The 24,908-nt window shown below is 60.8% G+C and carries 22 protein-coding genes and 1 tRNA gene; 16 read left to right on the forward strand and 7 right to left on the reverse strand.

Features of this window, described 5'->3' with window-relative positions; all coding sequences use genetic code 11:
• Window positions 1–391 precede the first annotated feature (391 nt).
• The 3 genes from KUV86_RS14360 to KUV86_RS14370 all read left to right on the forward strand — a co-directional run bounded on the left by KUV86_RS14360 (window position 392) and on the right by KUV86_RS14370 (window position 3,818).
• Window positions 392–1,780 carry a YfcC family protein gene (locus KUV86_RS14360; protein ID WP_206944052.1) on the forward strand — a complete coding sequence of 463 codons (1,389 nt, stop codon included), beginning with the start codon at window positions 392–394 and terminating at the stop codon, window positions 1,778–1,780.
• An 8-nt stretch (window positions 1,781–1,788) separates the two neighbouring features.
• Window positions 1,789–2,493 carry a DUF1028 domain-containing protein gene (locus tag KUV86_RS14365; RefSeq protein WP_222485244.1) on the forward strand — a complete coding sequence of 235 codons (705 nt, stop codon included), beginning with the start codon at window positions 1,789–1,791 and terminating at the stop codon, window positions 2,491–2,493.
• Between the two features lie 71 nt (window positions 2,494–2,564).
• Window positions 2,565–3,818 carry an allantoate amidohydrolase gene (locus tag KUV86_RS14370; protein WP_222485246.1) on the forward strand — a complete coding sequence of 418 codons (1,254 nt, stop codon included), beginning with the start codon at window positions 2,565–2,567 and terminating at the stop codon, window positions 3,816–3,818.
• Window positions 3,819–3,866: 48 nt separating this feature from the next.
• Here KUV86_RS14370 and KUV86_RS14375 read toward each other — a convergent pair whose 3' ends face one another.
• Entirely contained in the window at window positions 3,867–4,613 is a 747-nt protein-coding gene (locus KUV86_RS14375) for a FadR/GntR family transcriptional regulator (RefSeq protein WP_206944047.1), read from the reverse strand.
• A 367-nt stretch (window positions 4,614–4,980) separates the two neighbouring features.
• Between KUV86_RS14375 and KUV86_RS14380 the strand changes: the two genes are divergently transcribed.
• A complete protein-coding gene (locus KUV86_RS14380; RefSeq protein WP_222485248.1) occupies window positions 4,981–7,251 on the forward strand; it encodes a putative bifunctional diguanylate cyclase/phosphodiesterase in 2,271 nt (756 codons plus the stop codon).
• Between the two features lie 71 nt (window positions 7,252–7,322).
• Here KUV86_RS14380 and KUV86_RS14385 read toward each other — a convergent pair whose 3' ends face one another.
• From KUV86_RS14385 to KUV86_RS14400, 4 genes are all read right to left on the reverse strand, one after another.
• On the reverse strand, window positions 7,323–8,063 hold the full coding sequence (locus KUV86_RS14385; protein WP_222485250.1) for an SDR family oxidoreductase: 741 nt from the start codon (window positions 8,061–8,063) through the stop codon (window positions 7,323–7,325).
• Between the two features lie 263 nt (window positions 8,064–8,326).
• Window positions 8,327–9,301, reverse strand: a complete 975-nt coding sequence (locus tag KUV86_RS14390; RefSeq protein WP_261397651.1) for an SMP-30/gluconolactonase/LRE family protein — start codon at window positions 9,299–9,301, stop codon at window positions 8,327–8,329.
• Window positions 9,302–9,432: 131 nt separating this feature from the next.
• Window positions 9,433–10,581, reverse strand: a complete 1,149-nt coding sequence (dgoD, locus tag KUV86_RS14395; RefSeq protein ID WP_222485252.1) for a galactonate dehydratase — start codon at window positions 10,579–10,581, stop codon at window positions 9,433–9,435.
• 85 nt (window positions 10,582–10,666) lie between these two features.
• Window positions 10,667–11,449, reverse strand: coding sequence for a FadR/GntR family transcriptional regulator (locus KUV86_RS14400; protein WP_222164088.1), 783 nt, complete (start codon window positions 11,447–11,449; stop codon window positions 10,667–10,669).
• Window positions 11,450–11,839: 390 nt separating this feature from the next.
• Here KUV86_RS14400 and katE point away from each other — a divergent pair, with 390 nt between their 5' ends.
• The 9 genes from katE to KUV86_RS14445 all read left to right on the forward strand — a co-directional run bounded on the left by katE (window position 11,840) and on the right by KUV86_RS14445 (window position 21,127).
• Entirely contained in the window at window positions 11,840–13,990 is a 2,151-nt protein-coding gene (gene katE / locus KUV86_RS14405; protein WP_222485253.1) for a catalase HPII, read from the forward strand.
• Between the two features lie 217 nt (window positions 13,991–14,207).
• On the forward strand, window positions 14,208–14,390 hold the full coding sequence (locus tag KUV86_RS14410) for a hypothetical protein (RefSeq protein ID WP_222485254.1): 183 nt from the start codon (window positions 14,208–14,210) through the stop codon (window positions 14,388–14,390).
• A gap of 47 nt (window positions 14,391–14,437) precedes the next feature.
• Window positions 14,438–15,235: an IclR family transcriptional regulator gene (locus KUV86_RS14415; protein WP_222485255.1), complete on the forward strand. Its 798-nt coding sequence runs from the start codon at window positions 14,438–14,440 to the stop codon at window positions 15,233–15,235.
• A 138-nt stretch (window positions 15,236–15,373) separates the two neighbouring features.
• Window positions 15,374–16,393 (forward strand): zinc-dependent alcohol dehydrogenase, encoded by a 1,020-nt coding sequence (locus tag KUV86_RS14420; RefSeq protein ID WP_222485256.1) that lies wholly within the window; start codon window positions 15,374–15,376, stop codon window positions 16,391–16,393.
• Window positions 16,390–17,148, forward strand: a complete 759-nt coding sequence (locus tag KUV86_RS14425) for an SDR family NAD(P)-dependent oxidoreductase (RefSeq protein WP_222485257.1) — start codon at window positions 16,390–16,392, stop codon at window positions 17,146–17,148. The genes KUV86_RS14420 and KUV86_RS14425 overlap by 4 nt, the downstream gene beginning before the upstream one ends.
• Window positions 17,149–17,158: 10 nt before the next feature.
• Complete coding sequence (locus KUV86_RS14430; protein ID WP_222485258.1) at window positions 17,159–18,121, forward strand: C-terminal binding protein; 963 nt, start codon at window positions 17,159–17,161, stop codon at window positions 18,119–18,121.
• A 91-nt stretch (window positions 18,122–18,212) separates the two neighbouring features.
• Window positions 18,213–19,208 (forward strand): DctP family TRAP transporter solute-binding subunit, encoded by a 996-nt coding sequence (locus KUV86_RS14435; protein WP_222485260.1) that lies wholly within the window; start codon window positions 18,213–18,215, stop codon window positions 19,206–19,208.
• Window positions 19,209–19,350: 142 nt separating this feature from the next.
• On the forward strand, window positions 19,351–19,845 hold the full coding sequence (locus KUV86_RS14440) for a TRAP transporter small permease (RefSeq protein WP_206944008.1): 495 nt from the start codon (window positions 19,351–19,353) through the stop codon (window positions 19,843–19,845).
• A 1-nt stretch (window position 19,846) separates the two neighbouring features.
• Complete coding sequence (locus tag KUV86_RS14445) at window positions 19,847–21,127, forward strand: TRAP transporter large permease (RefSeq protein ID WP_206944007.1); 1,281 nt, start codon at window positions 19,847–19,849, stop codon at window positions 21,125–21,127.
• Window positions 21,128–21,397: 270 nt separating this feature from the next.
• Here KUV86_RS14445 and KUV86_RS14450 read toward each other — a convergent pair.
• Both KUV86_RS14450 and ispB read right to left on the reverse strand, forming a co-directional pair.
• A tRNA-Pro gene (locus tag KUV86_RS14450) sits at window positions 21,398–21,474 on the reverse strand.
• A gap of 145 nt (window positions 21,475–21,619) precedes the next feature.
• The gene (gene ispB, locus KUV86_RS14455) at window positions 21,620–22,618 is read right to left on the reverse strand and encodes an octaprenyl diphosphate synthase (protein ID WP_206944006.1); all 999 of its coding nucleotides are present in this window, start codon (window positions 22,616–22,618) and stop codon (window positions 21,620–21,622) included.
• 286 nt (window positions 22,619–22,904) lie between these two features.
• On the opposite strand from ispB, the gene rplU reads away from it, so the two are divergent.
• The 3 genes from rplU (at window position 22,905) to cgtA (ending at window position 24,853) form a co-directional block, all read left to right on the forward strand.
• Window positions 22,905–23,216, forward strand: a complete 312-nt coding sequence (rplU, locus tag KUV86_RS14460) for a 50S ribosomal protein L21 (protein ID WP_206944005.1) — start codon at window positions 22,905–22,907, stop codon at window positions 23,214–23,216.
• A 62-nt stretch (window positions 23,217–23,278) separates the two neighbouring features.
• Window positions 23,279–23,536 carry a 50S ribosomal protein L27 gene (gene rpmA / locus KUV86_RS14465; RefSeq protein ID WP_097790539.1) on the forward strand — a complete coding sequence of 86 codons (258 nt, stop codon included), beginning with the start codon at window positions 23,279–23,281 and terminating at the stop codon, window positions 23,534–23,536.
• A gap of 126 nt (window positions 23,537–23,662) precedes the next feature.
• The gene (gene cgtA, locus KUV86_RS14470) at window positions 23,663–24,853 is read left to right on the forward strand and encodes an Obg family GTPase CgtA (RefSeq protein ID WP_222485262.1); all 1,191 of its coding nucleotides are present in this window, start codon (window positions 23,663–23,665) and stop codon (window positions 24,851–24,853) included.
• The last annotated feature ends 55 nt before the right edge of the window (window positions 24,854–24,908 follow it).

Genomic DNA, 24,908 nt, shown 5'->3' on the forward strand with positions numbered 1-24,908 from the left:
TAAGGATGATTCGGATCACCCCTGCGTAATTGTTAGGTGCTTGACGGAGAGTTGTGCAAGGGTGTCAGGCGCGTTCTGCGTTTTTTCTTTGTGTATTTGCTAGTTAGAGCAGTTTTTGTAGGCGTTATGCGCCTCAATCAGAGTAGTTTGGCAAAGGCTATGCTGCGACGTTACGCCACCCCCTAGGATGATGGTCTGAAGCTTGGACGTCCGTTCCTCGCACTTCGCCGTGACATTGCACCCGGGCGATGATCTTGACCCTCTATTTATCATGATAAATACTGTGGGGCATTGCCAGGCCGCAGCCCCGCGGCCTGTCTGCTTTTGCTCCTGGTCTGCAGCCTCCACTGCGGCCGCTACCCCTTCTGTCCCACATAACAAGGACAACCTGATGAGTGTTCGTGATCAAGCGCTTGCCGAGCGCAAGAAATGGTACAGAACAGTGCCTGACCCGATGGTGCTGATCTTCTTGATTCTGCTGGCGACCTTCGCGCTGACCTATATCATTCCCGCCGGTGAATTCGAGCGAGTGATGCAGGATGGGCGTACCCGGGTCGTGCCCGACTCATTTCACTATCTCACTGACGTGGCCGCGATTTCGCCATTCGATATCTTTGTCGCGATTCCCAAAGGCCTTAACGCGGCCTCGCTATATCTGTTCATCGTCTTTATCGCGGGAGGGCTGTTTCATATCCTCCAGCGCACTGGCGCACTCGAGAACGCTATCGGTGTAGCGGTCAATCGCGTCGGTATCGAGCGTCGTAATGTCATTATTACCGCCGGGACCTTTATCTATGGCTTCTTTGGGGTGGCCGTCGGCTTTGAAAACAACATTGCGCTGGTGCCCATCGCGGTGCTCATCGCCAGCGCCGTGGGCTGTTCAAGCCTGGTAGGCACCACCATGGCGGTGGGCGGCATCGGGGTCGGCTTTGCCCTGTCTCCGATCAATCCCTACACCGTCGGTGTTGCCCAGGGCATCGCCGAGCTGCCGACCTTCTCCGGTGCCTGGCTGCGGGCCTTGCTGGTGGTCACGTCACTGGCCTTGTTGTCCTGGTACATCTGCCGCTTTGTGACGCGGATGGAGTTTCGTGAACCCAACGACGCCAAGGCCATGAGCAAGTCCCTGGATGAGTATCGCCTGAGTGGTCGCGACAAGTGGACGCTGGTGGTGTTTGTCGGCGGCCTGGCGGCCATGCTGGTCGGTGTATTCACCCAGGGCTGGTACATCAACGAGATCGCCGGCATGTTCCTGCTGATTGCGATTGTGATCGGCATCGTCAATGGGCTGTCGGCCAATGAGATCGTCAAGCAGATGATGGAGGGTGCATCGGGAGTCACCGCAGGAGCCCTGGTCATCGGCCTGGCAGCATCCATTCAGGTGATCCTCAAGGATGCCCAGATCATTGACACCATCGTCTATGGTCTTAGCGGACTGATCCAGAATATTCCCGCTGCGCTGTCGGCGATCATGGCCAGCGTGGTGCAGGGGGCAATCAATCTGTTCGTGCCCTCTGGCTCGGGTCAGGCCCTGGTCACCATGCCGATTCTGATCCCGGTGGCAGACCTGGTCGGCATGAGTCGTCAGTTGATGATTACCGCCTTCCAGGTCGGTGATGGTCTGACGAACCTGATCGTCCCGACGTCCGGTGGCACCCTGGCGATGCTGGCCCTGGGCCGCGTTTCCTACGAGCAGTGGCTGAAGGCGATTCTTCCGTTCATGGCGCTGGTCTACGTGCTGTCCTGGGGCGGTCTGGTGCTTGGCCACATGGTTGGCTACTGAGCCATCCCATGACGCTATCGTTACTGCACGTCAACCCAGACACTGGCACGGTGGCGGCCCTGACCGCCACCGGAGGCGTGGCGGTAGGGGGTTACGTCCATCATGCCTGGCGGGGTATCGGCGCCTGCGCGACGCAAGGTCGTGTGACCCATCCCTGGTATCCGGAGGGTATTCGCCAGGCGCTCGCCGATGATGTTCGCGCTCAGCAAGCCCTCGACGATCAAGTCGTTCAGGACCCGCAAGCGACCTTGCGTCAGTGTCTGGTGATGGATCGCTATGGAACGTCGGCGCTTCACAACGGTGCCGACAACGGAGCCGTGGTCGCATCGTGCCACTACCCTGGTGTAGCCGCGGCAGGCAACCTGCTGGCGGATCGGCGTGTCGTCAATGCGCTGTGCGACACCTTGCTGTCGTCCAGCTGCCGCAACGCCGAGGCGGTGATTGCCGCTGGCGCGATGCCGGTGTATCGCGCGGACTACGAGCGTTGCCTGCCCGAAAGCCTGGTGGATGCGCTGGAAGCGGCCTTGGGGTGTGGCGGTGATGTCCGCGGCACGCGCTCGGCGGCACTGCGCGTCGAATCCTTTGACCAGGCCCCTATCGACCTGCGCATCGACTGGTGCGAAGGGGACCTGGTCGGTGAGCTGCGCGGCCTGATACGTCGTGTACGTGAGTCGACGTTTGCCGACTTTCTGGCGGCGATGCCCCGGCGCTGATGCCTCAGCCTGGCTTCCTCTTTCTTCTTATCTGCAAGTGACTACCCACAAGACGCCTCACAGGAGATGTCATGCACCCCGATTGTGAACCGTTGGCCCTTGGCCAGCAGCTACTGGAGCGACTGGATGCCGCGGCGGAATGCTCCGAACCTGGCCCTGGAGTGACGCGCCTATTCTGTTCCGAGGAGCATCGTCAGGTACTCGAGATCATCGCCGAGTGGATGCGCCGCGCCGGTCTGACGCCTCAGCTTGACGCCTCAGGCAACCTGGTCGGCCGTTGCGACAAGGCCAGGGCCGGAGCGCGAACCCTGATTATGGGGTCGCATCAGGACACGGTGGTAGAGGGCGGCAAGTACGATGGAATGCTGGGCGTCGCGCTGCCGCTGCTGGCGCTGGAAACTCTGAAGCAGCAAGGGATCGAGCTGGATTACGGGGTCGAGGTGGTGGCCTTCGGCGATGAGGAGGGGACCCGCTTTCAGTCGACGTTGATTGGTAGCCGCGCTCTGGCCGGCCGCTTTGACCCAATCAGCCTTGAGGCGCGCGACGCCAATGGGGTGAGTCTTGGCGAGGCGCTGAAGGCGTTTGGTGGCGATCCGGAACAGATAGCGTCTCTGGCCAGGGACCCGGAGACCGTGCTCGGTTTCGTTGAAGTGCATATTGAGCAAGGTCCGGTGCTGGAGCAGAGAGACCACGCCCTTGGCATAGTGACCGCCTTGACCGGGATCGAGCGACATCGGGTCACGGTGGGAGGCAAGGCCGGACATGCCGGGACGACGCCGATGCCAGGACGGCGTGATGCGCTGGTGGGTGCGGCCGAGATGATCGCGGAGGTTGATCGTATCCTCAACGCCACCGAGGACTTTGTCGGCGTGGTGGGCAAGCTTGAGGTGCGCCCCAATGCGGTCAACGTCATTCCGGCAGAGGTGACCTTCACCCTGGAGCTACGCTCGCCCCGGCTGGAGGTTCGAGAGCAGGGGCGTGAGGCCATTGTGGCGGCCTGTCGACGGTTGGCCAGTAACCGCCAGCTGGCCCTCGAGATCGAGCAAACCTATCAGGCCGAGGCCGTGGCGTGTGCCGATGGGTTGATGCAGTCGCTGCATAACGCGTGCCGTGACTGTGAAGAGCCAGCAGACACCCTGTTCAGCGGCGCTGGCCACGATGGCTTGGCGATGTGCGAGCTGACCGATATCGGCATGCTGTTCGTCCGTTGCACCGGTGGTCTCAGCCACCACCCGGACGAGGCTATCACGGCAGCCGATGCTGGGGCCGCGACGCAAGTGCTGATGCGCTTCCTCGACAGGCTGTCGGCGGATGTCTCGCGCTGATGGCTGTGACGCGTCCGTGCAGGCCTTTATGCAATGGTTCCCAAGGCCTCACTCACTGAGGAAGCCCCTGGTGACCTGGGCTTCGTTGCCTTGCATGATGCCTTGGGCCTCCAGCAGATGGTCGCGCATAAGGGTGTGAGCACGCGTTGCATCACCCGCTTCGATGGCATCCAGAATCTCGGCGTGGTACTGGCATCCGGCAGGCCCTATAGGGTGGTCCCCTGGCTCATAGAGTCGGCGGTACACCGTGAGGTCTGACAGCACCTGAGCGGTAAAGCGGATGATGAACGCCAGCAGTGGATTACCGCCGGACAGCTGCGCCAGCTCCTGATGAAAGTCGAGCGAGTCGATATGCTGCTGGCGCTCTGCGTGCATGTCTCCGGCGGGGGTGGCATAGCTGTGAAGGGACTCGCGCAGGCGAGCGATGTCGCTGGCGCCGACGTTGCCCGCCAGCGACGCCACCATTTCCGGCTCGAGGGCGAGCCGAATCTGGTAGATGTCCCGGACCGAGATGTCCTTGAAGTAGAGGTAGTGGCTGAGCAGCGAGATGGCTCTGGCCTCGCTCATCTGACGGATAAACACCCCACCGCCAGGGCCAGTACGGGTTTCCACCAGCCCCTGGGCTTCCAGCACCCTGATGCTTTCTCTGATCGTGCCCTTGGAGGCGCCCAGCAACGCCATCAACTCTGCTTCGCCCGGGAGACGGTCGCCGGGAGACAGCTCGCGCTCGACGATCCAGCCCTTGATGGTTTCTGCCAGTTGATAGGGACGTCTGCGGGAGGAAGTTCCGGCCATCGTGTCCTCGCTTGAAGGGTGTTGCGCCAGCATACCAGAGCCTGGGCGGAAGACGATCGATTGACGTGCCTCTCGCCGGCGCTTGGACGGCACGGGCTTTGCCGCCTTCGCCTGGGGGCTGCCGGGGACTGCCAGAGATTGCCAGGTATGGCGGCTGAGACAGGGGGACTTCGACTTACAGCAGCTGGTCATTGTGGCTGATATGGCGTCAGCGGATAGCTGTGACAGGCTAGACCCATGCGCTGAGCAAATCATGACGGGCATCTTCGGCTGGTGTTGGCGATAATGAACCGTGCAGGTGGGCGGCCATGGATCACGACCCTGGCTGACTTAGGGAAGACGCAAGGTTGAGAATAGGGGAACCTGCATGTCCTTTCGTGCAAGGCTGCTGCTGGTGATGCTGTTGCTGACACTCGGTATCCAGCTGGTGGCTTCCTGGGCGGTGCTGAGTGCGGTTCGCTCCGCGGCGCTGGAGCAGGGCAAGCGTGAGCTGGATGTCGCCTCGGGGGTGGCGGTGGCTCTGCTCGAGGGGTGGGGGCAGCAGTTGCTGCGCAATGTGGACCTGCTGGTCGATGACCCGCGCTTTCTTGCGGCCGTCGATGATGTCCTGGTCGACACGTCATCGCGCCTGGCCGCCGCTGGCACCTTGCGGCAGCAGGCCGCCCGGATGGGCGCAGATACCCTGCTGTTGCTGGATGAGGCGGGACATGTAATGGCTTCCAGCCAGCCTGCGGCAGGGTCGGGTGTCTTTGTCGACAGCGGGCGGATGCCGCTCACGGCGGACGATGCGGGCGTCGTTTCCCCCAGTATTCTCAATGGGCTGGGCTACCAGCTGGTGCAGCATCCGCTACCGCCGGGGGCGGGCGCTGCTCGGGTGGCGCTGGGATTCCGTCTGGATGAGTCGATGGCGTCGGCGCTGTCCGGGTTGATTGGCAGTCAGGCCCACTTTGATGTCTCGGTGTCACCGAACGATGTTGCTCCGGGGCAGGATCACCAGGGGCTCAGTCGCCGTCTCCCCCTTTATCAGGGCGAACAAGGGCGCATTGATATTGTGGTGGAGCGCTCTCTCGAGACACTGCTGGCGAACTACCAGGACGTGAAGGTCAGTCTGGCGACCATCTTTGCGGTAAGCCTGGGCCTTATGCTGGTGGCGGTGGTGCTGATCGCCCGTGGCGTCAGCCTGCCGCTGCTGCGTCTGGCGGGCGCGGCGAAAAGCGTCGGTCGAGGAGAACCGCTGGACCTCAAGCGTATGCCCAGGCAAGGCGAGTTTGGCTTGCTGTCCTCCACCCTGTTGAAGATGCAAGGGGATCTGTCACGACGGGAAGAGGACATGCGCACCCGCGCACGGCAGGATCAGTTGACGGGACTGGGTAATCGCCAATGTGCCAACGAGGATATCGAAGCCGCCATCGAGACCGGGCGCCCCTTTACCCTGTTACGCCTGACCATCAACCACATGCGTCGGATCAACGATACCTTCGGTCACGACTTTGGTGACCGGGTACTGAGTACCCTGGCCCAGCGGCTTGCCGACCTGCCGGCCCCCAAGGTGGGGGCCTATCGCTTGAGCGGGGATGAGTTTCTGCTGTTGCTCACGGTGGCCCGCCTTGAACCGCCGTGGCTCGAGGATACCCTGAGCGGGCTGACCCGTGAGCTGCGGCTCGACGACTCTCCCGTGTCGTTGAAGGTGGCCATGGGCGAAGCACGCTTCCCGGAGCACGGCGATGAGGCCAATCTGTTGCTGCGGCGAGCCGAGATCGCGCTGGATCGTGCACGCCAGCTGCGTCAGGCCCATCAGTGCTACCAGCGCGGACAGGATGAGAGCCATCTTCGCCACCTGGCCCTGGTGCGAGACTTGCAGCACGCCGCCTACCGGGGCGACTTCTCCCTCAGGTATCAGCCGCAGGTGTCGGCGCTGACCGGACGAGTGATCGGGCTGGAGGCGCTGTTGCGCTGGGATCACCCGCAGCTGGGCTGGATTCCTCCGGATGAATTCATCGAGCTGGCGGAACGCTCCGGGCAGATTCACCAGCTGACCCACTGGGTCATCGACTCGGCCTGCGCCCAGTTGGCCAGCTGGCGTGACATGAAGCTCAAGATTCGTCTTGGCATCAATGTCTCGGCGATGGATCTGCAGCAGCCTGGCCTGATCAAGCGAGTGGAAAGCGCCCTGGATCGCTATGGCCTGCAGGGCGAACAGCTGTGTATCGAACTGACCGAAAGCGCCTTGATGCAATCGCCGGAAATGGGCGCTCGAAAGCTTCAGGCGCTGCGCTCCATGGGGGTCGAGCTGGCCATCGATGACTACGGCACCGGCTATTCATCGCTGGCCCAGCTCAAGCGCATGCCGGTTCAGGAATTGAAGATCGACAAGTCCTTCATCATGCAGCTGATCAAGGGCTCCGACGATGATGTCATCGTTTCCTCCACCATCGAGCTGGCACACCACCTCGGGCTGCAGGTCGTGGCTGAAGGCGTCGAGGACCAGGCGGTGGCCGACCACCTGGCCGAGCAGGGCTGCCACGTTCTGCAGGGCTTCTTGATTGCTCGCCCCATGGGGAGCGAGGCCATGACCGAATGGTTGAAAGAAAAAGGCGACGTCAGTCTGCGCGATGCGGCCAACGACCATCACCGCTGAACGGAATGAATCGCTTTAGCCGATGGCCTGCTCAATGCCCGCGGGATGCAGCGGGCATTGACGGTATGGGGTCAGGCAAAGCCACCGTTGGCGCGAATGACCTGGGCATTGATCCACTCGGACTCTGCGCGCATCAGAAAAGAGACGATCGCCGCGATATCCTTCGGCTCACCCAGGCGCTCCAGGGGCGGTTTCTTGGCAAAGCTTTCGATCTGCTCGGCACTTTTGCCGCGCCGAAACAGAGCCGTATCCACCGGGCCCGGGGCGACCGCGTTGACGGTGATGCGTCGACCGCGAAGCTCCCCGGCGAAGACCTTGGTCAGTGACTCCACCGCGGCCTTGGTGGCGTTGTAAAGGCCATAGCCAGGCAGGTTCAAGGCCAGGGCGCTGCTCGACAGGTTGACGATGCGGCCACCGTCTTCAAGGCGCGATGCAGCCTCCCGCAAGGTATTGAAGGTCCCTCTGACATTGGTGTCGAAGTGATGGTCGTAGTCGCTGTCACTGGACTCGGCCAGCGGCACCATGCTGAGGGTTCCGGCATTGTTGACCAGGCCGTCGACTCGACCGAGGCGCTGACTGGCGGCCTCGAACAGCTGGGTGACATCTGCCGGACGTGTGACGTCGGCGGCGACGGCCAGGGCGACGCCACCCTGGGCCTCGATCTCCTCCACCAGACTTTCAGCGCTCTCGCGGCTGTTGGCGTAATTGATGACCACCTGGTGGCCATCACTGGCCAGGCGTCTGGCAATGTCTGCACCAATGCCGCGAGCGCCACCGGTGATAATGATGACGCGCTTGTCTTCTATCGCCATGAGATCAGGACTCCTGGAGGTGTGCGTCCGTCAGCGTCGGTAGAAACGTCAGCCGGACAGTGGCAAGGCGCTGCCAGCAGCGCCGTTAGTGATGGCAGGCTTGTCTAGGCTTTGTCCGAAAAGTCGACGAGCGAAGGTTAGACAAGGCAAAAATTGGTGAGAAAGCGCAGTTTACGAGGTGTAAATGAGTATTTTGACCGGGCTGGCGTACCAGCCGATTTTTAACACCGTATCACCAAGCGCAGGCACTTTTCGTACAAGCCCTAGCGAAGCGCGATGGGAGGCTCCGATAGCCCCCTCACTCCCGGTAGCGCCTCGGCCAGATCGAACAGGAAAATGGCGCCATCCCGGCGTGAAGGCGCCTGTTCGCCAGCGGCCGGGGACTGCCCCTCTGTGGCAGTGGTGATCAACAGCTGGGTCAGGTGGTGACCGCCAAAGGCGGGGCAGGAAGGTTGTTCGGCGTTGACGCTGATATGGCAGACCTCTTCTCCCGTCGGGGAGAGGCGGGCGACCCGTCCCGAGCCCCACAGCGCGAGCCACATGTAGCCTTCTGCATCGATAACCGCGCCGTCGGGATTGCCGACATCCCCAGAAAAGTCCGCCCAAGGCTCGGGGGCGATCAATGCTTCCGGTGCTGCTGGCTCGCCTTCCTGAAGGAAGCTGTTGCCGTCGGCGCGCAGAGGGAAGCCCTGGGCGTCCAGCGACCAGCGCATGACCACGCCAGTGACGGTATCGGTAAAGTAGCCGAGTCGCCCGTCGGGCGAAAAGCACAGGGCATTGGGGATGCTCATGCCGCGCTTGAGGCAGGTGATCTGGCCGCGATAGAGGCGATACAGACTGCCAGCCCCCGGCTCTGCAGCCTTGCCCATGGTGGAGAACCACAGGCCCCCGTGGCGGTCGATGCGAGCATCATTGCTGCGAGTGACAGGATTGTCGGCTTCTACCTCCCGCCAGGGCGATATCTGGCCATGGGCATGGTCGCGTTCCTTGAGGCCTGACTCGGTGACCAGCAGATCATCGCCGCTGGTCAGGGGAGCAGCGAACGAGGTTAACTCGTCCAGCGCTTGGCTGTCGTGGGAGCCATCGTCGAGTCGATAGCGGTGCAAGCGCTTGCCTAGGATATCCAGCCAGCGATACTCGCCACGCAGGGCGTCCCAGCTTGGGCCTTCGCCCAACTCGCAAGGACCGTCGAAGATCACCCGGGCCGCGCCCAGGCAATGGGAGGAAGAAGACGTCATCGGTTGTCTCTCAGGGGTGGCCGAGCTATGAGTGTTTCCTCAGTGTGGGAGCCTGCCCGAGCGGCGGCAAGTGTGCGGCTCGCTCGGGCGGCCATCAATGGCTCTAGAAATACCCTGTCGACAGGTGGGGCTTACCACTCGGCGACGGAGCCATCCTCATGCTGCCATACCGGATTGCGCCAGCGGTGACCGACCTTGGCACGTTCCTCGACAAACTCCTCGTTGATCTCGACGCCCAGACCTGGCCCGTCGGGAATCGCGCAGTAGCCGTCTTCGATGGACAGGGCTGACTTGTCCACCAGGTAGTCGAGCACGTCGTTATCCTTGTTGTAGTGGATACCCATGCTCTGTTCTTGAATGAAGGCGTTGTGACACACCGCATCCAGCTGCAGCGAGGCGGCCAGCGTCAGCGGACCCAGCGGGCAGTGGGGGGCGAGTGCCACGTCATAGGCCGAGGCCAGGGTGGCGATCTTGAGACCTTCGCTGATGCCACCGCAGTGCGACAGGTCCGGTTGCACGATATCCACCATGTTGTCGGCCAGCAGATCACGGAAGGCAAAGCGGGTGTGCAGGCGCTCACCGGTGGCGATGGGGGTCGCCAGGTCCTGGGCGATGGTCTTGAGGACGGGCAGATGCTCCGGCGCAACCGGCTCCTCGATGAACATCAGGTGATAGGGCTCGAGCTCGCGCATCAAGGTCTTGGCCATGGGGCGATGGACGCGACCGTGAAAATCCACCGCGATGCCGACATCCGGACCCACGGCGTCACGGGCCTCTGCCACCCGTGCGACCGCGTCATCGATCTTGCGATGGCTGTCGACGATCTGCATCTCCGGGGTGCCATTCATCTTGAAGGCGGTAAAGCCCTGATCGGTCAGCGCCTTGGCGCCTGCCCCCACGTCGGACGGGCGGTCACCACCGGTCCAGGCATACATGCGCATGCGATCCCGTACCTTGCCCCCGAGCAGCTGATGCACCGGCACGCCGAGTTCGCGGCCCTTGAGGTCCCACAGCGCCTGATCGATACCGGCAATGGCCGACATCAGAATGGGGCCGCCACGATAGAAGCCAGCGCGATACATGACGTGCCACAAGTGCTCGATGTTGCGCGGGTCCTGGCCGATCAAGTAGTCCGACAGCTCGTGCACGGCCGCTTCGACGGTGGCCGCTCGACCCTCGATGACGGGTTCGCCCCAGCCGTAGACGCCTTCGTCGGTCTCGATCTTGAGAAAGCACCAGCGCGGCGGCACCTGCCAGGTCTTGAGTTTGGTGATCTTCATGGTGGAAACCTCATGTCGGCGGCCGGTTCAGCCGCGTGGAATGTAAACGATGCACAGCAGTGGCGGTGACGCTCGCCCCTGTGGCTTACAGGCTGGGTCGAGTTGACGGCGCCATCACACCCTGGCCAGGTGCCAGCGAACCCAGGTCGCGGGCGGTGCGCTCGAGCAGGCTTTCAGTGGCTTGGCGGGCCTGTGCCGGTTGCCTCAGGCGAATCGCTTCCAGCAGTTGGCGGTGCCGCTCCAGGCTGTCGCTGAGCCCTTCGGCCTGGCCCGTTGCCTGATCCTGGGAGCGCTGTATCAACGCCACAATGCATGGGCGCAACAGCAACCCTAGCTGGCGCCAGACCAGGTTATGGCTGGCACGGTAGATGGCATCATGGAATGCCACGTCGTACTCGGCATGGGTGAGCCGCAGGTGGGGCAGGTCGGCGGTGCTCAGCATGCCCTCGAAGGCCCGCTCGATACGTGCGAGGTCCTCACCCGTGGCATGCAGGGCGGCCAGTTCGCTGATGTACGGCTCTGCCGCCAGGCGAAAGGAAAATACCGCAGCGATCAGTTCAGGATGGGGAGCCTCCAGGCTTGCCATCCAACGGCTCATCTGTGGGTCCAGCAGGTGCCAGTCGATGACATCACGGACCAGCGTTCCGCGTCCGGCCACCCGCTCGATCAGACCTGCCGAGACGAGCTCGGCGAGGGCGTTGCGAACGCGATTGCGGCTGGCATCGAAGTGATGGCAAAGGTCCAGTTCGCGAGGGAAGTCATCGCCCGGTTGCCAGCGCCCCGAGAGGATCGCTTGGGCGAGGACCTCGGCCAGGGCTGACGCGCCGCCTGTCTCTGGCGATGGCGATAATGACGAGAGTGCGGCCATCTGAGCCTCCGAAATGTTGGATGTTAGTGTATTTAATGTCTGACATTTATAGCAAGCGACAATGACACCCTCAGGACTAGACCTTGGTAGGGGGCAGGGGGCTCGCGCCACGGAATGTAACGCGGTGTTTTCTCAGTATGGGTTTGTAATTGTCTAATTTATGTTAATGTTTTGTATTGGTTTTATCTTCATGAATTTTATGGATTTATTGCCCTGAGTGCTCTCTCGGATCGGCAGGTTGCTTTTCCATCTGTTGAGCGATGCGCGCTGCTTGCCTATAAGGGAACGGACTTGGCTGTGGGGTGGGATACCCCAGCCAAGCGGCCGAGACGTTGTCGCATGAGCGGCGACGGCCGGCATATTTCCCGAGCAAACAATGGAGTGTTTGTCATGGCGAAGAACCCTCATACCACCTCGAATCGCGACCAGGCTCACGACACCGAGCGTGGTACCACTGCCAACAGCAAGTCAGAGAACCTTGAGACCTACCGCAGTGATGCCACTGGCCACGATCTACGGACCAACCAGGGCACAAGGATCGCGGACAACCACAATTCGCTGAAGGCCGGCGAGCGTGGGCCGACCCTGATGGAAGACTTCATCTTTCGCGAGAAGATGAACCACTTTGATCACGAGCGCATCCCCGAGCGTATCGTCCACGCTCGCGGCGCCGCGGCACACGGCTACTTTCAGCCCTATGAGGCGGCAGCCCGCTATTCCAAGGCGGGGCTATTCAAGGATCCCGGCAAGAAGACCCCGGTGTTCGTGCGCTTTTCTACCGTGCAGGGGGCGCGGGGCTCCAACGACACCGTGCGTGATGTACGCGGTTTTGCCACCAAGTTCTACACCGACGAGGGCAACTGGGATCTGGTGGGCAATAACATGCCGGTGTTCTTTATTCAGGACGCGATGAAGTTTCCCGATCTGGTGCATGCGGTAAAGCCTGAGCCTCACAACGAGATTCCCCAGGGCCAGTCCGCCCATGACACTTTCTGGGACTTTGTCTCACTGATGCCTGAAAGCGCCCACATGGTGCTGTGGACCATGTCAGACCGGGCGTTTCCTAGACACTATCGGTATATGGAAGGCTTTGGCGTTCATACGTTCCGGCTCATTGATCGGAGTGGCAAGGCCCGCTTCGTCAAGTTCCACTGGAAGCCGCTGGCCGGTACCCATTCGTTGATCTGGGACGAGGCGCAGAAGCTCTGGGGGCGTGACCCGGATTTCAATCGCCGCGAGATGTGGGGCGACATCGAGAACGGCGATGTGCTGGAGTGGGAGCTGGGCATACAGGTCGTCGAGGAAGAGGATGAGCATGCCTTCGACTTCGACATTCTTGATCCGACCAAACTGATTCCCGAGGAAGTGGTGCCGGTGACTCCCATTGGCAAGATGGTGCTGGATCGCAATCCAGACAACTATTTTGCCGAGACCGAACAGGTGGCGTTCAATCCCGGCAACGTGGTGCCAGGGATCGACTTCAGCAACGACCCGCTGCTGCAGGGACGTCTGTTCTCCTACCTGGATACCCAGATGCTGCGCCTGGGCGGCCCCAACTTCCACGAGATTCCGATTAACCAGGCGGTGTGCCCCTTCCATAATCATCAGCGTGACGCGCCGCACCGTCAGACCATCAACAAGGGGCAGGTGTCCTACGAGCCCAACTCGATCGACGATGGTTGGCCCCGTGAAACGCCCCCTGCAGATGAACACGGCGGGTACGAGAGCTATCACGAGCGCATCGACGCCCACAAGATCAGGGGACGCAGCGAGTCCTTCGGCGATCACTACTCCCAGGCTCGCCTGTTCTGGCATAGCCAGACGCCGGTTGAGCAAGAGCACATTATTGCGGCCTACGCCTTTGAGCTTTCCAAGGTGGAGCGACCGTGGATCCGGGAACGGGTGATTCGGGAGATTCTGCCCAATATCGATATGACGCTGGCTCGTCGGGTCGGCGAGGTGCACGGTGTGACACCACCGGATCATCCCCCCGCCGCCAAGGAAGAGCTTGGCACGATATCGTTGGATAGTTCGCCTTCGCTGAGCCTGCTGCATCGTGAACAGCCCGACATCCGCTATCGCAAGGTGGCGATTCTGGCCGCCGATGGTGTCGATGGCGAGCAGGTAGAAGCCTTACAGCAGCGTCTGGAGGCTGAAGGCGCTCAAGGGTTGGTCATTGCGCCGTCGATGGCTGCGGTAAAGACCCTGCAAGGAGGCACCCTGACCCCGGATGCCATGCTCAATGGGCTGCCCTCGGTGACCCTGGACGCTGTCGTGGTGGCACCGGGTGAAGATAGCGCCAAGACGCTGGCGGGCTCTGGCCTGGGCCTCTACTACGTGCAGGAGGCCTACAAGCACCTCAAGCCTATCGCCGCTCTCGGTGACGGTGCCAAGGTGCTGCAGGGTGCCGGTATCGAGGTACCGGAAGAGGGCGTGTTCTCGGCGGATCGTGTCGACCAGTGCTTTGCCGATTTTCGTGAAGCGATGCGTGGCCACCGGGTGTGGGCCCGCGATGCCAAGGCGAACGATATGCCGGCCTGAGATAGCGGACCGCGATATCGTGGTGCAGGGCCCTGCGGCTGGCACCCTGTCGTAGCCACTTCTAGCCCCCCAAGCCTTGCTTGGGGGGGCTTGGTATTTGATGGCTTGATCGGCGGGGGCTGCGGAGCCGGAGGCGCTGGCGGCATGGTCTGCACCATGCCAGACAGGCCAGCAGGGCTAAATAATTTGGCTTAAATGAGCGTCAGCGAACCTGCTGATGTCGACTTTTGTCTCCATGTGGGTGGATCGCCTGCACGAGGCCAAGGTGATCTCGCACGCAGCGGTGACGCTCGACGTCTTCGGAGTCGATGGTTTTTTCGACGTTAGCGATTTTTCTGCTCGTTTTCTGCATTCAATCCCCTCTTTGTCCCACTATGTGGTCTTGGTGGTGACTATTTGACCGTGCATGACGGCTTGCCTTGAATGGAGTGAATTCAGGGAGGTGCCATGGACGAGTTGACCTACCAGCGAGACAGGCCGGTCGTGCGGTCTGGGACTCAGACGCTTAGTCGAGGGCTTGAGATCCTCCAGTACGTCGCGCGTGGCATATCGACCCCCAAGGCGCTGGCGCAGACGATGCAGCTTCCACGCAGCACGATTGCCCGGACCTTGGCCAGTCTGGTCAGGGAAGGCTATTTGCACAAGGTGCCTTACAGGGGGTACTTCCTGGGAGCGAGGCTGATCGAGCTGGGAGAGCGGGCAGCGGAGCAGCAGCCACTGGTGGATATCGCCAGGCCCTTCCTGGAGGCCTTGGCCAATGATACCCGTGACACTGTTCACTTCGGTGTTCTTGACGGTAGTGACGTGCTCTATCTGTGCAAGCTGGCAGGCAAGCGTAGCCTGGAGATGCGTTCGCGCAGCGGATGTCGCATGCCCGCTCTTGCCACGGCAATGGGCAAGGCCATGCTGGCGTCCCGCGACCCTGCTTCCTGGCCCTCCTATCACGCCTCACTGCAGCGCCATCATTCTCCGGCAGACGATGCTCCTCCGGTAAAGACCTTTGCCGAACTCCGCCGAGATCTGATCGAGAGCGATGAGCGCGGCTGGAGCTACGACTGGGAGGAGAACGAGTACGGTATCCGCTGCGTGTCGGCGGCGGTGATGAACCATGCCGGCCTGTCCATCGCCGCGGTGAGCGTGACCAGCGTCATCAGCTTCATGCCCGAGCAACGAATGCGTGCACTAGGCGGTCAGGTGAAAAGGACAGCAGATGCCATTGCTCGAGCCTTGTCCTGTCGAGCGTGATCCGTAAGGCCTGGTCTGCCGGGCTGGGTCTTGTGGGCTGGGTCTTGTGGGCTGGGTCTGCTGAGCTTGGTCTGCTGAGCACAGCCCCATGGAGTGTTAGGACAAGGGTGCGACAGGAACAGTGAACAGGAGAGGGTGATGGAAGCATTGGTCTATACCGGGCCCGAGAAGGTGGAAGTTCAACAGGTCGCCTTGCCTGTTCCCTGCGACACCAAGGTAAAGGTGCGAATGCTGCTATGTGGTATCTGTGGCACCGACATCGGGATCTATTCTGGCAAGCACCCGCGCGCCAAGGCGCCGTTGATACTAGGGCATGAGTTCGTAGGCCGGGTCGAAGAATGTCCCGAACACTCGCGCTTTGTTCCCGGCGATCGTGTCGTGGCCTACCCTTTGCTGTCGTGTGGTGACTGTCATCCCTGTCGTCATGGCACGCCACATGTCTGCGCCAATCTCAGGCTGATCGGCATCGATCGTGATGGAGGGCTGACTGACCATATGTGGCTCGATGATGAGGTGCTGTTCAGGGTGCCCGAGGCGCTCCCGGATCAGATTGCGGCGCTGGTCGAGCCATTGGCGGTGGTCGTGCGCACCCTTCACCAAGCACGCTTCACTCTGGGGCAGACAGCGGTGGTGATGGGGGCTGGCCCCATTGGTTTGCTGACCGCTGTGGTACTGCGTCACGCTGGCGCGTCGCGCATCCTTGTCTCGGACATTGACTCATCTCGCCTCGAGCTGTGTCGACGCATGGGCTTCGACGCGGTCGATGCCAGCATCGAGAGTCTGCAGCAGCGTGTCCTGCAGGTCAGTGGAGGGGATGGCGTGGACGTGGTCTTTGAATGTTCCGGGGTGGCCAGCTCTGCCCTGGAGATGACCGCTCTGGCCCGGGTCGGAGGAACGCTCTGTCTCACCGCTACCCATAAGACGCCGCCACCGGTATCGCTGATCGACGTCAACTTCAAGGAGCTGACATTGGTCGGTTCTCGAGTCTACACCCTGGCGGAATTCGCCAGTGCCGTGGAGCTGGCTGAGGCGTTGGCCGACACCCTGGCGCCGGTGATCACCCAGGTCGTTCCTCTATCAGGCTCGGCGAGCATCTTTGACATGATCGCTGATCCCGCCATCCATACCGTCAAACTGCTGGTGGACTGTCAATCATGACGTTATTTGATCTTGCAGGTCATAGAGCCTTGGTAACCGGGGGCTCGCGAGGGCTTGGCTACAGCATGGCAGATGCCCTGCTCGATGCAGGCGCCGAGGTGGTGATTATTGGCAGTCATGACGGCGTGCTGTCTTCAGCGCGGGATCTGGCGAGGGGGGCAAGCACCTGTCATGGTGTCGTGGCCGACCTGAGGAGCACAGATGAGCGTCGCCAGGGCTTCGCAGCAGCCATGGAGGCACTGGACGGGCGGCTCGATATTCTGGTGAATGCTGCGGGCATTCAGAGCCGTTATCCCGCTGAAGAGTTTCCCTTGGAAGCCTTTGAAGAGGTGATCGACGTCAACCTCACGGCGGTGTTCGAGCTATGTCAGCTTGCGGGGCGACATATGCTTGATCAGCGGCGTGGAAAAATCATCAACATTGCCTCACTGCTGTCATTTTTCGGCGGCTATACCGTCCCTGCTTATGCGGCCAGCAAGGGCGGTGTCATGCAGTTGACCAAATCCCTGGCCAACGAGTGGGCTGGGCGTGGCGTCAACGTCAACGCCATTGCACCAGGTTACATGGCGACCGAGATGAATGCGGCCCTGCTGGCAGATCATGCTCGCAATACCGGGATCACAGAGCGTATTCCCGCGGGAAGATGGGGCGTTGGCGATGACATGAAAGGGCCTCTTTTATTTCTGGCGTCCTCCGCTTCCGACTACGTCAATGGCGCCATCTTGCCGGTCGATGGTGGCTACCTTGGACGCTAGAACGAGGAGTGTGCAGATCGCCTTCTCGGATCTTGATCATGCCGATCATCTGATCGAGAGCGGTATCTTTTCTGCTGCTGGCCTCTCGGCGAGGATGTTGCGCTGCCGTAGCGAGATGGAGGTTATTGAGCAGCTTAGCGACGTTGATATCGTACTTAACCAGTACGCCCCTTTTACGCGTCGGGTGTTCGAGGCATTGCCACGTCTGAAGCAAGTCGTCCGCTACGGGGTAGGCGTCAACAATATCGATATAGAGGCTGCCACGCAGGCCGGAGTGCAAGTCTGTCATGTGCCCGACTATGGCATGCATGAGGTGTCCGATCATGCCTTGGCGCTGACGCTCGCTCTGCTGAGAAAGCTGGTGCCAATGCACCATGCCTGCCACCAGGGGCGCTGGGATTATGTCGAAGCGGTCCCGCTGAGACGACTGTCCTTGCTGACCATCGGTGTGATCGGTCTTGGACGGATCGGGCGACTATATGCGCGCAAGATGCAGGCACTTGGATGCCACGTGCTGGGCTATGACGCCTACTACCGTCCGTGTGCAGAAGATGGGACGGAGCTGATCCAGCGTGCCGAGCTTCCAGAGCTATATAGTGAAGCCGATGTCATTGCCGTTTTCTGCCCATTGACGGCAGATACTCATCACCTGATCAATGCCAGCGCCCTTTCTTCAATGAAGGAAGGGGTCTATCTCATCAACACCTCCCGTGGCGGGATCATTGATGAAGACGCCCTTGCCGATGCGCTGGCATCGGGGCAGGTGGCGGGGGCGGGTATCGACACCACAGAGTATGAACCCCTGCAGCCCTCGAGCCGGTTGTGGTCGAGCCCTCACTGTCTGATTACCCCCCATATGGCCTGGTACTCGGAAGATGCGGCCGCTGAGCTCAAGCGCAAGGTGGCGGAAGAGGCCGTGCGGTTTGCTCGAGGCGAGCCAGTGCTGTGGCCCGTCAATCGTCTGACGACATAGCGGGTGTCATCACGCTGAGTCGTAACAAGCCGCCTGGCGGCATTCTCGGGCCTGACGGGCTCGTACTCTAACGCGAAAGAAGGAAGTGGCGATGTCTAAAGCTTGCAAGCCCCGGTGGGTGAGGTCGGTCGCGATGCTCGGTTCGCTGTTGGCCATGACGCCGGCTATCTCCCAGGCCGAGACGCTACGTATGTCCACGGTCACTTCAGTGTCGGCCAAGGACGCCAGCTATGAGTTGAAGCGCCTGGTAGAAGAGCGAAGCGGTGGTGATCTAGAGGTCACGATCTTTCCTGATAACCAGCTGGGGGATGACCGGGTGGTGGTGGAGAGCACCATCTTTGGTGACATCGATATTGGTTTGTCGTCGACCAGTCCCATGGCCACTCTGTTTCCCGACCTTTATCTCTTTGATGCGCCCTTCCTGTTCCTGTCCAAGGAGGGGACCTATGCCGAGCTCGACGGAGAGGTGGGGGATCAGCTGTTGGCCTCTCTTGAGAGCAAGGGCCTGAAGGGGCTGGCGTTCTGGGAAAACGGGTTTCGTAACTTCACCGACAGTGGAAAGGTGGTGGCGGTACCCGCCGATGTGGAAGGCATGAAGGTACGTACCATGGAGAATGAGGTCCATCTGGCCGCATGGCGCGCCTATGGTGCCAACCCGACACCGATGGCGTTCACGGAACTGTTTACCGCGTTACAGCAGGGCACGGTCGACGCTCAGGAAAACCCGCTGGGAATCATCGACGGTAACCGTTTGCAGGAAGTGCAAGATCATGTGTCGCTGACACAGCATGTCTATACCCCGTATCTCGTGTTCATGAACCTTAATGCCTATAACGCTCTGAGCCAGGACCAGCGTGACGTGCTGGAGGCCGCCATCGATGAGATGACCACCTATCAGCGTCAGCGCTCCGAGGAGCTGGAGGGAGAGATTCTGGCAAGGTTCGATGAGCAAGGCGTGACGGTGACAGAGATTACGAGCGAGCAGAAGGCCCAGTGGCGAGATGCCGCTATGCAGGCCGATATCTATGGACTGGTCAAGCAGAAGATGGACCATCCCGAATATCTCGATCAGGTGTTAGCGCAATAGGCCTGTGCCAGGGCGCCGCGTCATGGCGCCCTTCAGGTGGCTTCAGGATCGACCCTTCCTTTACAGGCAAGCCTCACGGTGTCTGTACATCTCGTGACGCTATGGCTCGGCACTGTTTTTCAGTGGCCGCAGGAGAGTGTGGATGAAAGTGCTTGCGTGGTTTGATGAGTATGCCGAGATATCCATCTGTGTGGTGCTGATGTCGGCAATGACGTTGCTGCTCGCGGTCCAGGTATTTATGCGTTATGTCATGGGGGAGTCCCTTTCCTGGTCCGAGGAGCTCGCCCGCTACTTTTTCATCTGGCTGATCTATCTAGGGATCAGCTACGGTGCGCGAGAAATGCGGCATATCAAGATCGATGCAGCGCTCAAGCTATTTCCGCGACCGGCGCGCCCTTGGGTCGTGATTCTTGGGGACATGCTGTTTCTGGTCTTCGCTCTCTACGTTGTCTGGACCAGTTGGACGGTCATCGAGCGCCAGATGATGCTCGGCCAAACCTCTCCGGCTATCGGCGTGCCCATGTGGATCGTTTATGCAGCCCCCTGTGTGGGCTTTGCGCTGACCACGGTGCGCCAGGTTCAGAGCATCTGCTGGCGGATCAAGCATCCCGATGCTGCTCACGAATCGGAGGTGTGAGATGACTGCAGCCGTGTTGTTTCTGAGCCTGGTCGCGCTGTTGATCCTCAATGTGCCAGTGGGCATCGCCATCGGTCTCTCCTGTGTGGTGACAATTCTCACCTTTGGCACGCTGTCCGACCTGTATGTGGCGCAGACCCTGGTATCCGCTACCGACAGCTTTCCGATCATGGCGATTCCGCTGTTTATCCTGGCGGGTGACCTGATGGGGGCCGGTGGGGTTTCCCGGCGTATTCTGGCGGTGGCGTCTGCTTTCTTTGGGCGTGTGACGGGAGGGCTGGCCATCGTCACAGTGGTGGTGTGCATGTTCTTTGCTGCGGTATCGGGTTCTGGTCCGGCGACCGTTGCGGCCGTCGGCTCCATGGTCATACCGACCATGCTTGATGCGGGCTATTCCAGGTCCTTCGTGCTGGCACTGGTGGCGGCGGCGGGGAGCATCGGCGTCATCATTCCTCCATCCATTCCGATGGTGCTCTACGGTGTCTCTACCGGCACCTCCATCTCCAACATGTTTCTGGGTGGCGTATTGCCCGGATTGTTGATCGGTATGGTGCTGATCCTTTACGCCTACTTCTACTCCAGAAAAATGGGTTGGAAAGGCACTGAGGAGCCCTTTGAAGGGCGCAGGACGCTGTGCCTGGTATGGGAAGCCAAGTGGGCGCTGCTCAACCCCGTGATCATTCTTGGTGGCATCTATGCGGGGATCTTCACGCCGACCGAGGCGGCGGCTGTCGCAGCCGTCTATGCATTTGTCTGCGGTGTCTTTATCCACCGGGAGCTCTCGCCCAGAGACATCTTCAAGGTGATCGCGGGCTCCTGTGCTACCACTGGCACGGTCATGGTGATCCTTGGCTGTGCCTCCACCTTTGCCCGTATTCTCACGATTGAGCAGATCCCGGTGGCCATCGCCGACTTCATGCTGCAGTTCTCGTCGAGTCCAGCGGTGATGTTGCTGGTGATTCTGGTGCTTTTGCTGGTGGTTGGCTGCGTGATGGATACCACCCCCGCCATTCTGGTGCTGTCACCGATTCTGTATCCGGTGGCCACCTCCATGGGGATTGATGCCGTGCACTTTGGCATCGTGATGGTGGTCAGTCTGGCGATTGGCTTTATTACCCCGCCGCTGGGGATCAACCTGTTCGTCGCAGCTCGGATTGGTAACGCGCCCTTGGGTACGGTCATCAAGGGGATCGTGCCTTTCGTGACGGCCATGGTCCTGACGCTGCTGGTGATTGCCTACGTACCAGCGCTGTCATTGATGCTTATATCACTGTTGAGCTGAGTTGGGTTCAGCATAGGAAGATGAGCTCAGGGAGTTGAGCTTAGATAGAACAGAGGATGTGACGAGCAGTCGAGTCCGGCGCAAAGCAGGGCGACCTGAGTGACGTCGCGGGGTCTTTTGGACGGTAGCGTTGGCAGGAGCGACGTGCAGGTGGGGTCGAAAAGGTCCGCGGTCTAATGATGCTGCTTAAGCGCCAGCTCGACATGGGGTATCAGAAACGAAAAAGGCTCCTGCGAAATGTTCGCAGGAGCCTTTTTCTGTGAAATTCTTTGGTCGGAGTAGCAGGATTCGAACCTACGACCTCTGCCTCCCGAAGGCAGCGCTCTACCAAGCTGAGCTATACTCCGACGTGTGAGGTGTGCCCCTCAACGGATGCGTAGTATACGGATCCTTGTGATTGATGCAACTCTTGCGAGCCCGATTCGGTACTTTTTTCCAGCTTGCCCGACACTTGAGGGCACTTTGCCTGTTGCCTTTCAGGCCTGGTGATTGTCAGGTCTTGCGCTCCACCGCCAGGCGGGCCAGCTCGGCCATGCTGTCACGGTAGGGAGAGGGCGGCAGCTGATCGAGTTCTGTCAGCGCCTTCGAGACCATCTCTTCCGCTTTCTGGCGAGTGTAATCCAGGGCCCCTGTAGCGGTAACGATGGACAGCACCTCATCGAGATGGTCGAGTCCGCCCTTGCGGATGGCGCGACGTATGATGCGGGTCTGTTCCGGCGTGCCGGCGGCCATGGCCTGAATCAGCGGCAGGGTCGGCTTGCCTTCCGCCAGGTCGTCACCGACATTCTTGCCCATGGCCTTGGCGTCGCCTTCGTAGTCGAGCAGGTCGTCAATAAGCTGGAACGCCAGGCCGAGATAGCGCCCGTAGTTCGCCAGCGCCTGTTCCTGCTGCTCATCGGCGCCGGCGAGGATGGCGCCGCTATGGGAGGCAGCCTCGAACAGCATGGCTGTCTTGCCAAGAATGGTGTCGAAGTAGGCCGCTTCGTCGGTGTCCGGATTGCCCACGTTGGTGAGCTGCTGGACCTCGCCCTCGGCGATGGTGCAGGTGGCGGCGGACAGCACTTCCATGATCCGCATCGAGCCGACGTCGACCATCATCTGGAACGAACGCGAGTAGAGGAAATCACCCACCAACACCGATGGCGCATTGCCCCAGGCGTCGTTGGCGGTGGCCTTGCCGCGGCGCATGTGTGACTCATCGACGACGTCGTCATGGAGCAGCGTCGAGGTATGCATGAACTCGATCAGCGTGGCCAGGGTAATGTGACGCTCGCCCTGGTAGTTCAACGCCCTTGCCGCCAGCAGCACCAGCAGCGGGCGCAGACGTTTGCCACCGCTTTCGATGATGTATTGCCCAATGGTTTCGACCAGCGGGATGCGGGAGGCAAGCTGGTCCAGGATGGTCTGGTTGACGGCGGCGAAGTCGTCGGCGACCACCGCATGAATCGGCGAAGGAGCTGCAGATGAAGGCGTGGTGGCGTTGACAGGCATGAAGGCGGCTTCGGCTTATAGAGATGGGAGGCCAGGGGCCAGGTTGCCGGTCATGCTATGGGCCCCCTATGGGGCCGTCAAGACGATAAGCACCCTGGCAGGGCCCGTGAAGAGGTTTTTGCCGGCAATGTGGCTTGACGGCAGTCGTCGGGTTGTGTTGTCGCGCGGGCATCGTTATAATTCGCGGCCCACTCATCCATGCTCCCTGTCAGATGGCTGCCAAAAGGGGCGCCACTCGAAGCAGGTCGATCAAGAGCCAACCCCGATGAGTATCTGGAGAAACAGCATGTACGCAGTGATCAAAAGCGGTGGCAAGCAGTACCGCGTTCAGGAAGGCCAGACTCTCAAGCTCGAGAAGCTGGAAATTCCGACTGGCGATACCGTCGAATTCGACGAAGTCCTGCTGGTTGGTAATGACGACGACGTCACCGTCGGTGCCCCGCTGGTAGCCGGCGCCAAGGTGAGCGCTGAGATCGTTTCCCACGGCCGTGGCGAAAAGGTCACCATCATCAAGTTCCGTCGTCGTAAGCACCACATGAAGCGTCAGGGCCACCGTCAGTGGTTCACTGAAGTTAAAATCACCGGAATTTCTGCCTAAGAACGCCTCGCCTCACGGCGAATGCGTAGCGGACTATTCCCTCAACGAGCGAGGACTTTGCAATGGCTCATAAGAAGGCAGCCGGCTCCACACGTAACGGTCGCGACAGTGAAAGCAAACGCCTTGGCGTCAAGCTGTTCGGCGGCCAGGCAGTGACCCCGGGCAACATCATCGTGCGTCAGCGTGGCACCAAGTTCCACGCCGGCACCGGTGTTGGCATCGGCAAGGATCACACTCTCTTCGCACTGGACGAAGGTGTGGTCAAGTTCGAGACCAAGGGTCCGAAGAACCGTAAGTTCGTGAGCGTTGTCTCTGCCTGAGACCGCCCCGAGCGCCATGGGTAGGCAGCGGCCGTGAAGTTCGTCTGCTGTCAGGCCCCGGAAGGCCCCGCCAAGCGCGGGGCCTTCTTGTATCATGGTGGAAAGCTTCCGCCAGGAGAGTGACAGATGCAGTTCGTCGATGAAGCCTCGATCATCGTGGAGGCGGGCAACGGGGGTAACGGTTGTCTCAGCTTCCGTCGTGAGAAGTACGTGCCCAAGGGCGGCCCGGATGGTGGAGATGGCGGTCATGGTGGGTGTGTTTACCTGATTGGTGACGACGCCCTCAATACGCTGATCGACTTCAAGTACCAGCGCTTCTACAAGGCGCAGAACGGGCAGCCCGGGCAGGGCCGTCAGATGAGTGGCAAGGCTGGCGAGGATCTCCACGTGAAGGTCCCGGTGGGAACCACCGTCATTGATGAAGATACCCTTGAGGTGATCGCTGACGTGACGGAGGTCGGCCAGGTCGTGCAGGTGGCCCAGGGTGGTCGTCGCGGGCTTGGCAACATCCACTTCAAGTCGTCTACCAATCGCGCGCCGCGTCGGACCACTCCTGGTACAGAGGGTGAGCGCCGCAACTTGCGCCTGGAAATGAAGGTGATGGCCGATGTCGGGCTGTTGGGGCTGCCCAATGCCGGCAAGTCGACGCTGATTCGCTCCGTCTCAGCGGCCAAGCCCAAGGTGGCCAACTACCCGTTTACCACCCTTGTGCCCAACCTTGGCGTGGTCAAGCTGGGGATGCACGAGCACTTTGTCATGGCGGACGTGCCCGGGCTGATTGAGGGTGCCTCCGACGGCGCCGGCCTGGGACTGCGCTTTCTCAAGCACCTGACCCGTACCCGGCTGCTCTTCCATGTGGTGGATGTGGCACCCTTTGATGAGTCTGATCCGGTGGATGCTGCGGCCGCCATCATGCATGAGCTTGGGCAGTTTTCACCGACGCTGGCGGAGCGTCCGCGCTGGCTGGTGCTCAACAAGCTGGATCTGCTGCCGGAAGACGAGCGTGACTCGGTGGCGGCAGAGATCGTGCGTCGGCTTGACTGGCAGGGGCCGGTCTTCCGTATCTCGGCCATCTCCAATGATGGCACCGATGCGCTGGTGCAGGCGGCTCATCGCTGGTTGACCGAACAGCGCACCCTCGAGAACGAGGATGAAGAAGCCATGGAGCGCGAGCAGGACATGCGCCAGCGGATGGAAGATGAAGCCGTGGCGCGCACCGAGGCTCGTCTCGGGCGGCGTCGCAAGCATGTTGATGACGACGACGATGATGATCTGGACGACGATGATCACGACGTCGAGGTCGAATACGTTCAATAGGGCTGCCGGGCTGTCAGCAGCAGGCGCGGTCGGTAGCGTGAACAGGTCGAGGAAA

Source organism: Halomonas sp. DP8Y7-3 (assembly GCF_019801675.1).
Taxonomy (GTDB): Bacteria; Pseudomonadota; Gammaproteobacteria; order Pseudomonadales; family Halomonadaceae; genus Halomonas; species Halomonas litopenaei_A.

Bases quoted from the DNA above. Each gene is read 5' to 3' on its own strand.
- KUV86_RS14360 (WP_206944052.1), top strand. From the start codon at position 392: ATGAGTGTTCGTGATCAAGCGCTTGCCGAGCGCAAGAAATGGTACAGA.
- KUV86_RS14365 (WP_222485244.1), top strand. From the start codon at position 1,789: ATGACGCTATCGTTACTGCACGTCAACCCAGACACTGGCACGGTGGCG.
- KUV86_RS14370 (WP_222485246.1), top strand. From the start codon at position 2,565: ATGCACCCCGATTGTGAACCGTTGGCCCTTGGCCAGCAGCTACTGGAG.
- KUV86_RS14375 (WP_206944047.1), bottom strand. From the start codon at position 4,613: ATGGCCGGAACTTCCTCCCGCAGACGTCCCTATCAACTGGCAGAAACC.
- KUV86_RS14380 (WP_222485248.1), top strand. From the start codon at position 4,981: ATGTCCTTTCGTGCAAGGCTGCTGCTGGTGATGCTGTTGCTGACACTC.
- KUV86_RS14385 (WP_222485250.1), bottom strand. From the start codon at position 8,063: ATGGCGATAGAAGACAAGCGCGTCATCATTATCACCGGTGGCGCTCGC.
- KUV86_RS14390 (WP_261397651.1), bottom strand. From the start codon at position 9,301: ATGACGTCTTCTTCCTCCCATTGCCTGGGCGCGGCCCGGGTGATCTTC.
- dgoD (WP_222485252.1), bottom strand. From the start codon at position 10,581: ATGAAGATCACCAAACTCAAGACCTGGCAGGTGCCGCCGCGCTGGTGC.
- KUV86_RS14400 (WP_222164088.1), bottom strand. From the start codon at position 11,449: ATGGCCGCACTCTCGTCATTATCGCCATCGCCAGAGACAGGCGGCGCG.
- katE (WP_222485253.1), top strand. From the start codon at position 11,840: ATGGCGAAGAACCCTCATACCACCTCGAATCGCGACCAGGCTCACGAC.
- KUV86_RS14410 (WP_222485254.1), top strand. From the start codon at position 14,208: ATGTCGACTTTTGTCTCCATGTGGGTGGATCGCCTGCACGAGGCCAAG.
- KUV86_RS14415 (WP_222485255.1), top strand. From the start codon at position 14,438: ATGGACGAGTTGACCTACCAGCGAGACAGGCCGGTCGTGCGGTCTGGG.
- KUV86_RS14420 (WP_222485256.1), top strand. From the start codon at position 15,374: ATGGAAGCATTGGTCTATACCGGGCCCGAGAAGGTGGAAGTTCAACAG.
- KUV86_RS14425 (WP_222485257.1), top strand. From the start codon at position 16,390: ATGACGTTATTTGATCTTGCAGGTCATAGAGCCTTGGTAACCGGGGGC.
- KUV86_RS14435 (WP_222485260.1), top strand. From the start codon at position 18,213: ATGTCTAAAGCTTGCAAGCCCCGGTGGGTGAGGTCGGTCGCGATGCTC.
- KUV86_RS14440 (WP_206944008.1), top strand. From the start codon at position 19,351: ATGAAAGTGCTTGCGTGGTTTGATGAGTATGCCGAGATATCCATCTGT.
- KUV86_RS14445 (WP_206944007.1), top strand. From the start codon at position 19,847: ATGACTGCAGCCGTGTTGTTTCTGAGCCTGGTCGCGCTGTTGATCCTC.
- ispB (WP_206944006.1), bottom strand. From the start codon at position 22,618: ATGCCTGTCAACGCCACCACGCCTTCATCTGCAGCTCCTTCGCCGATT.
- rplU (WP_206944005.1), top strand. From the start codon at position 22,905: ATGTACGCAGTGATCAAAAGCGGTGGCAAGCAGTACCGCGTTCAGGAA.
- rpmA (WP_097790539.1), top strand. From the start codon at position 23,279: ATGGCTCATAAGAAGGCAGCCGGCTCCACACGTAACGGTCGCGACAGT.
- cgtA (WP_222485262.1), top strand. From the start codon at position 23,663: ATGCAGTTCGTCGATGAAGCCTCGATCATCGTGGAGGCGGGCAACGGG.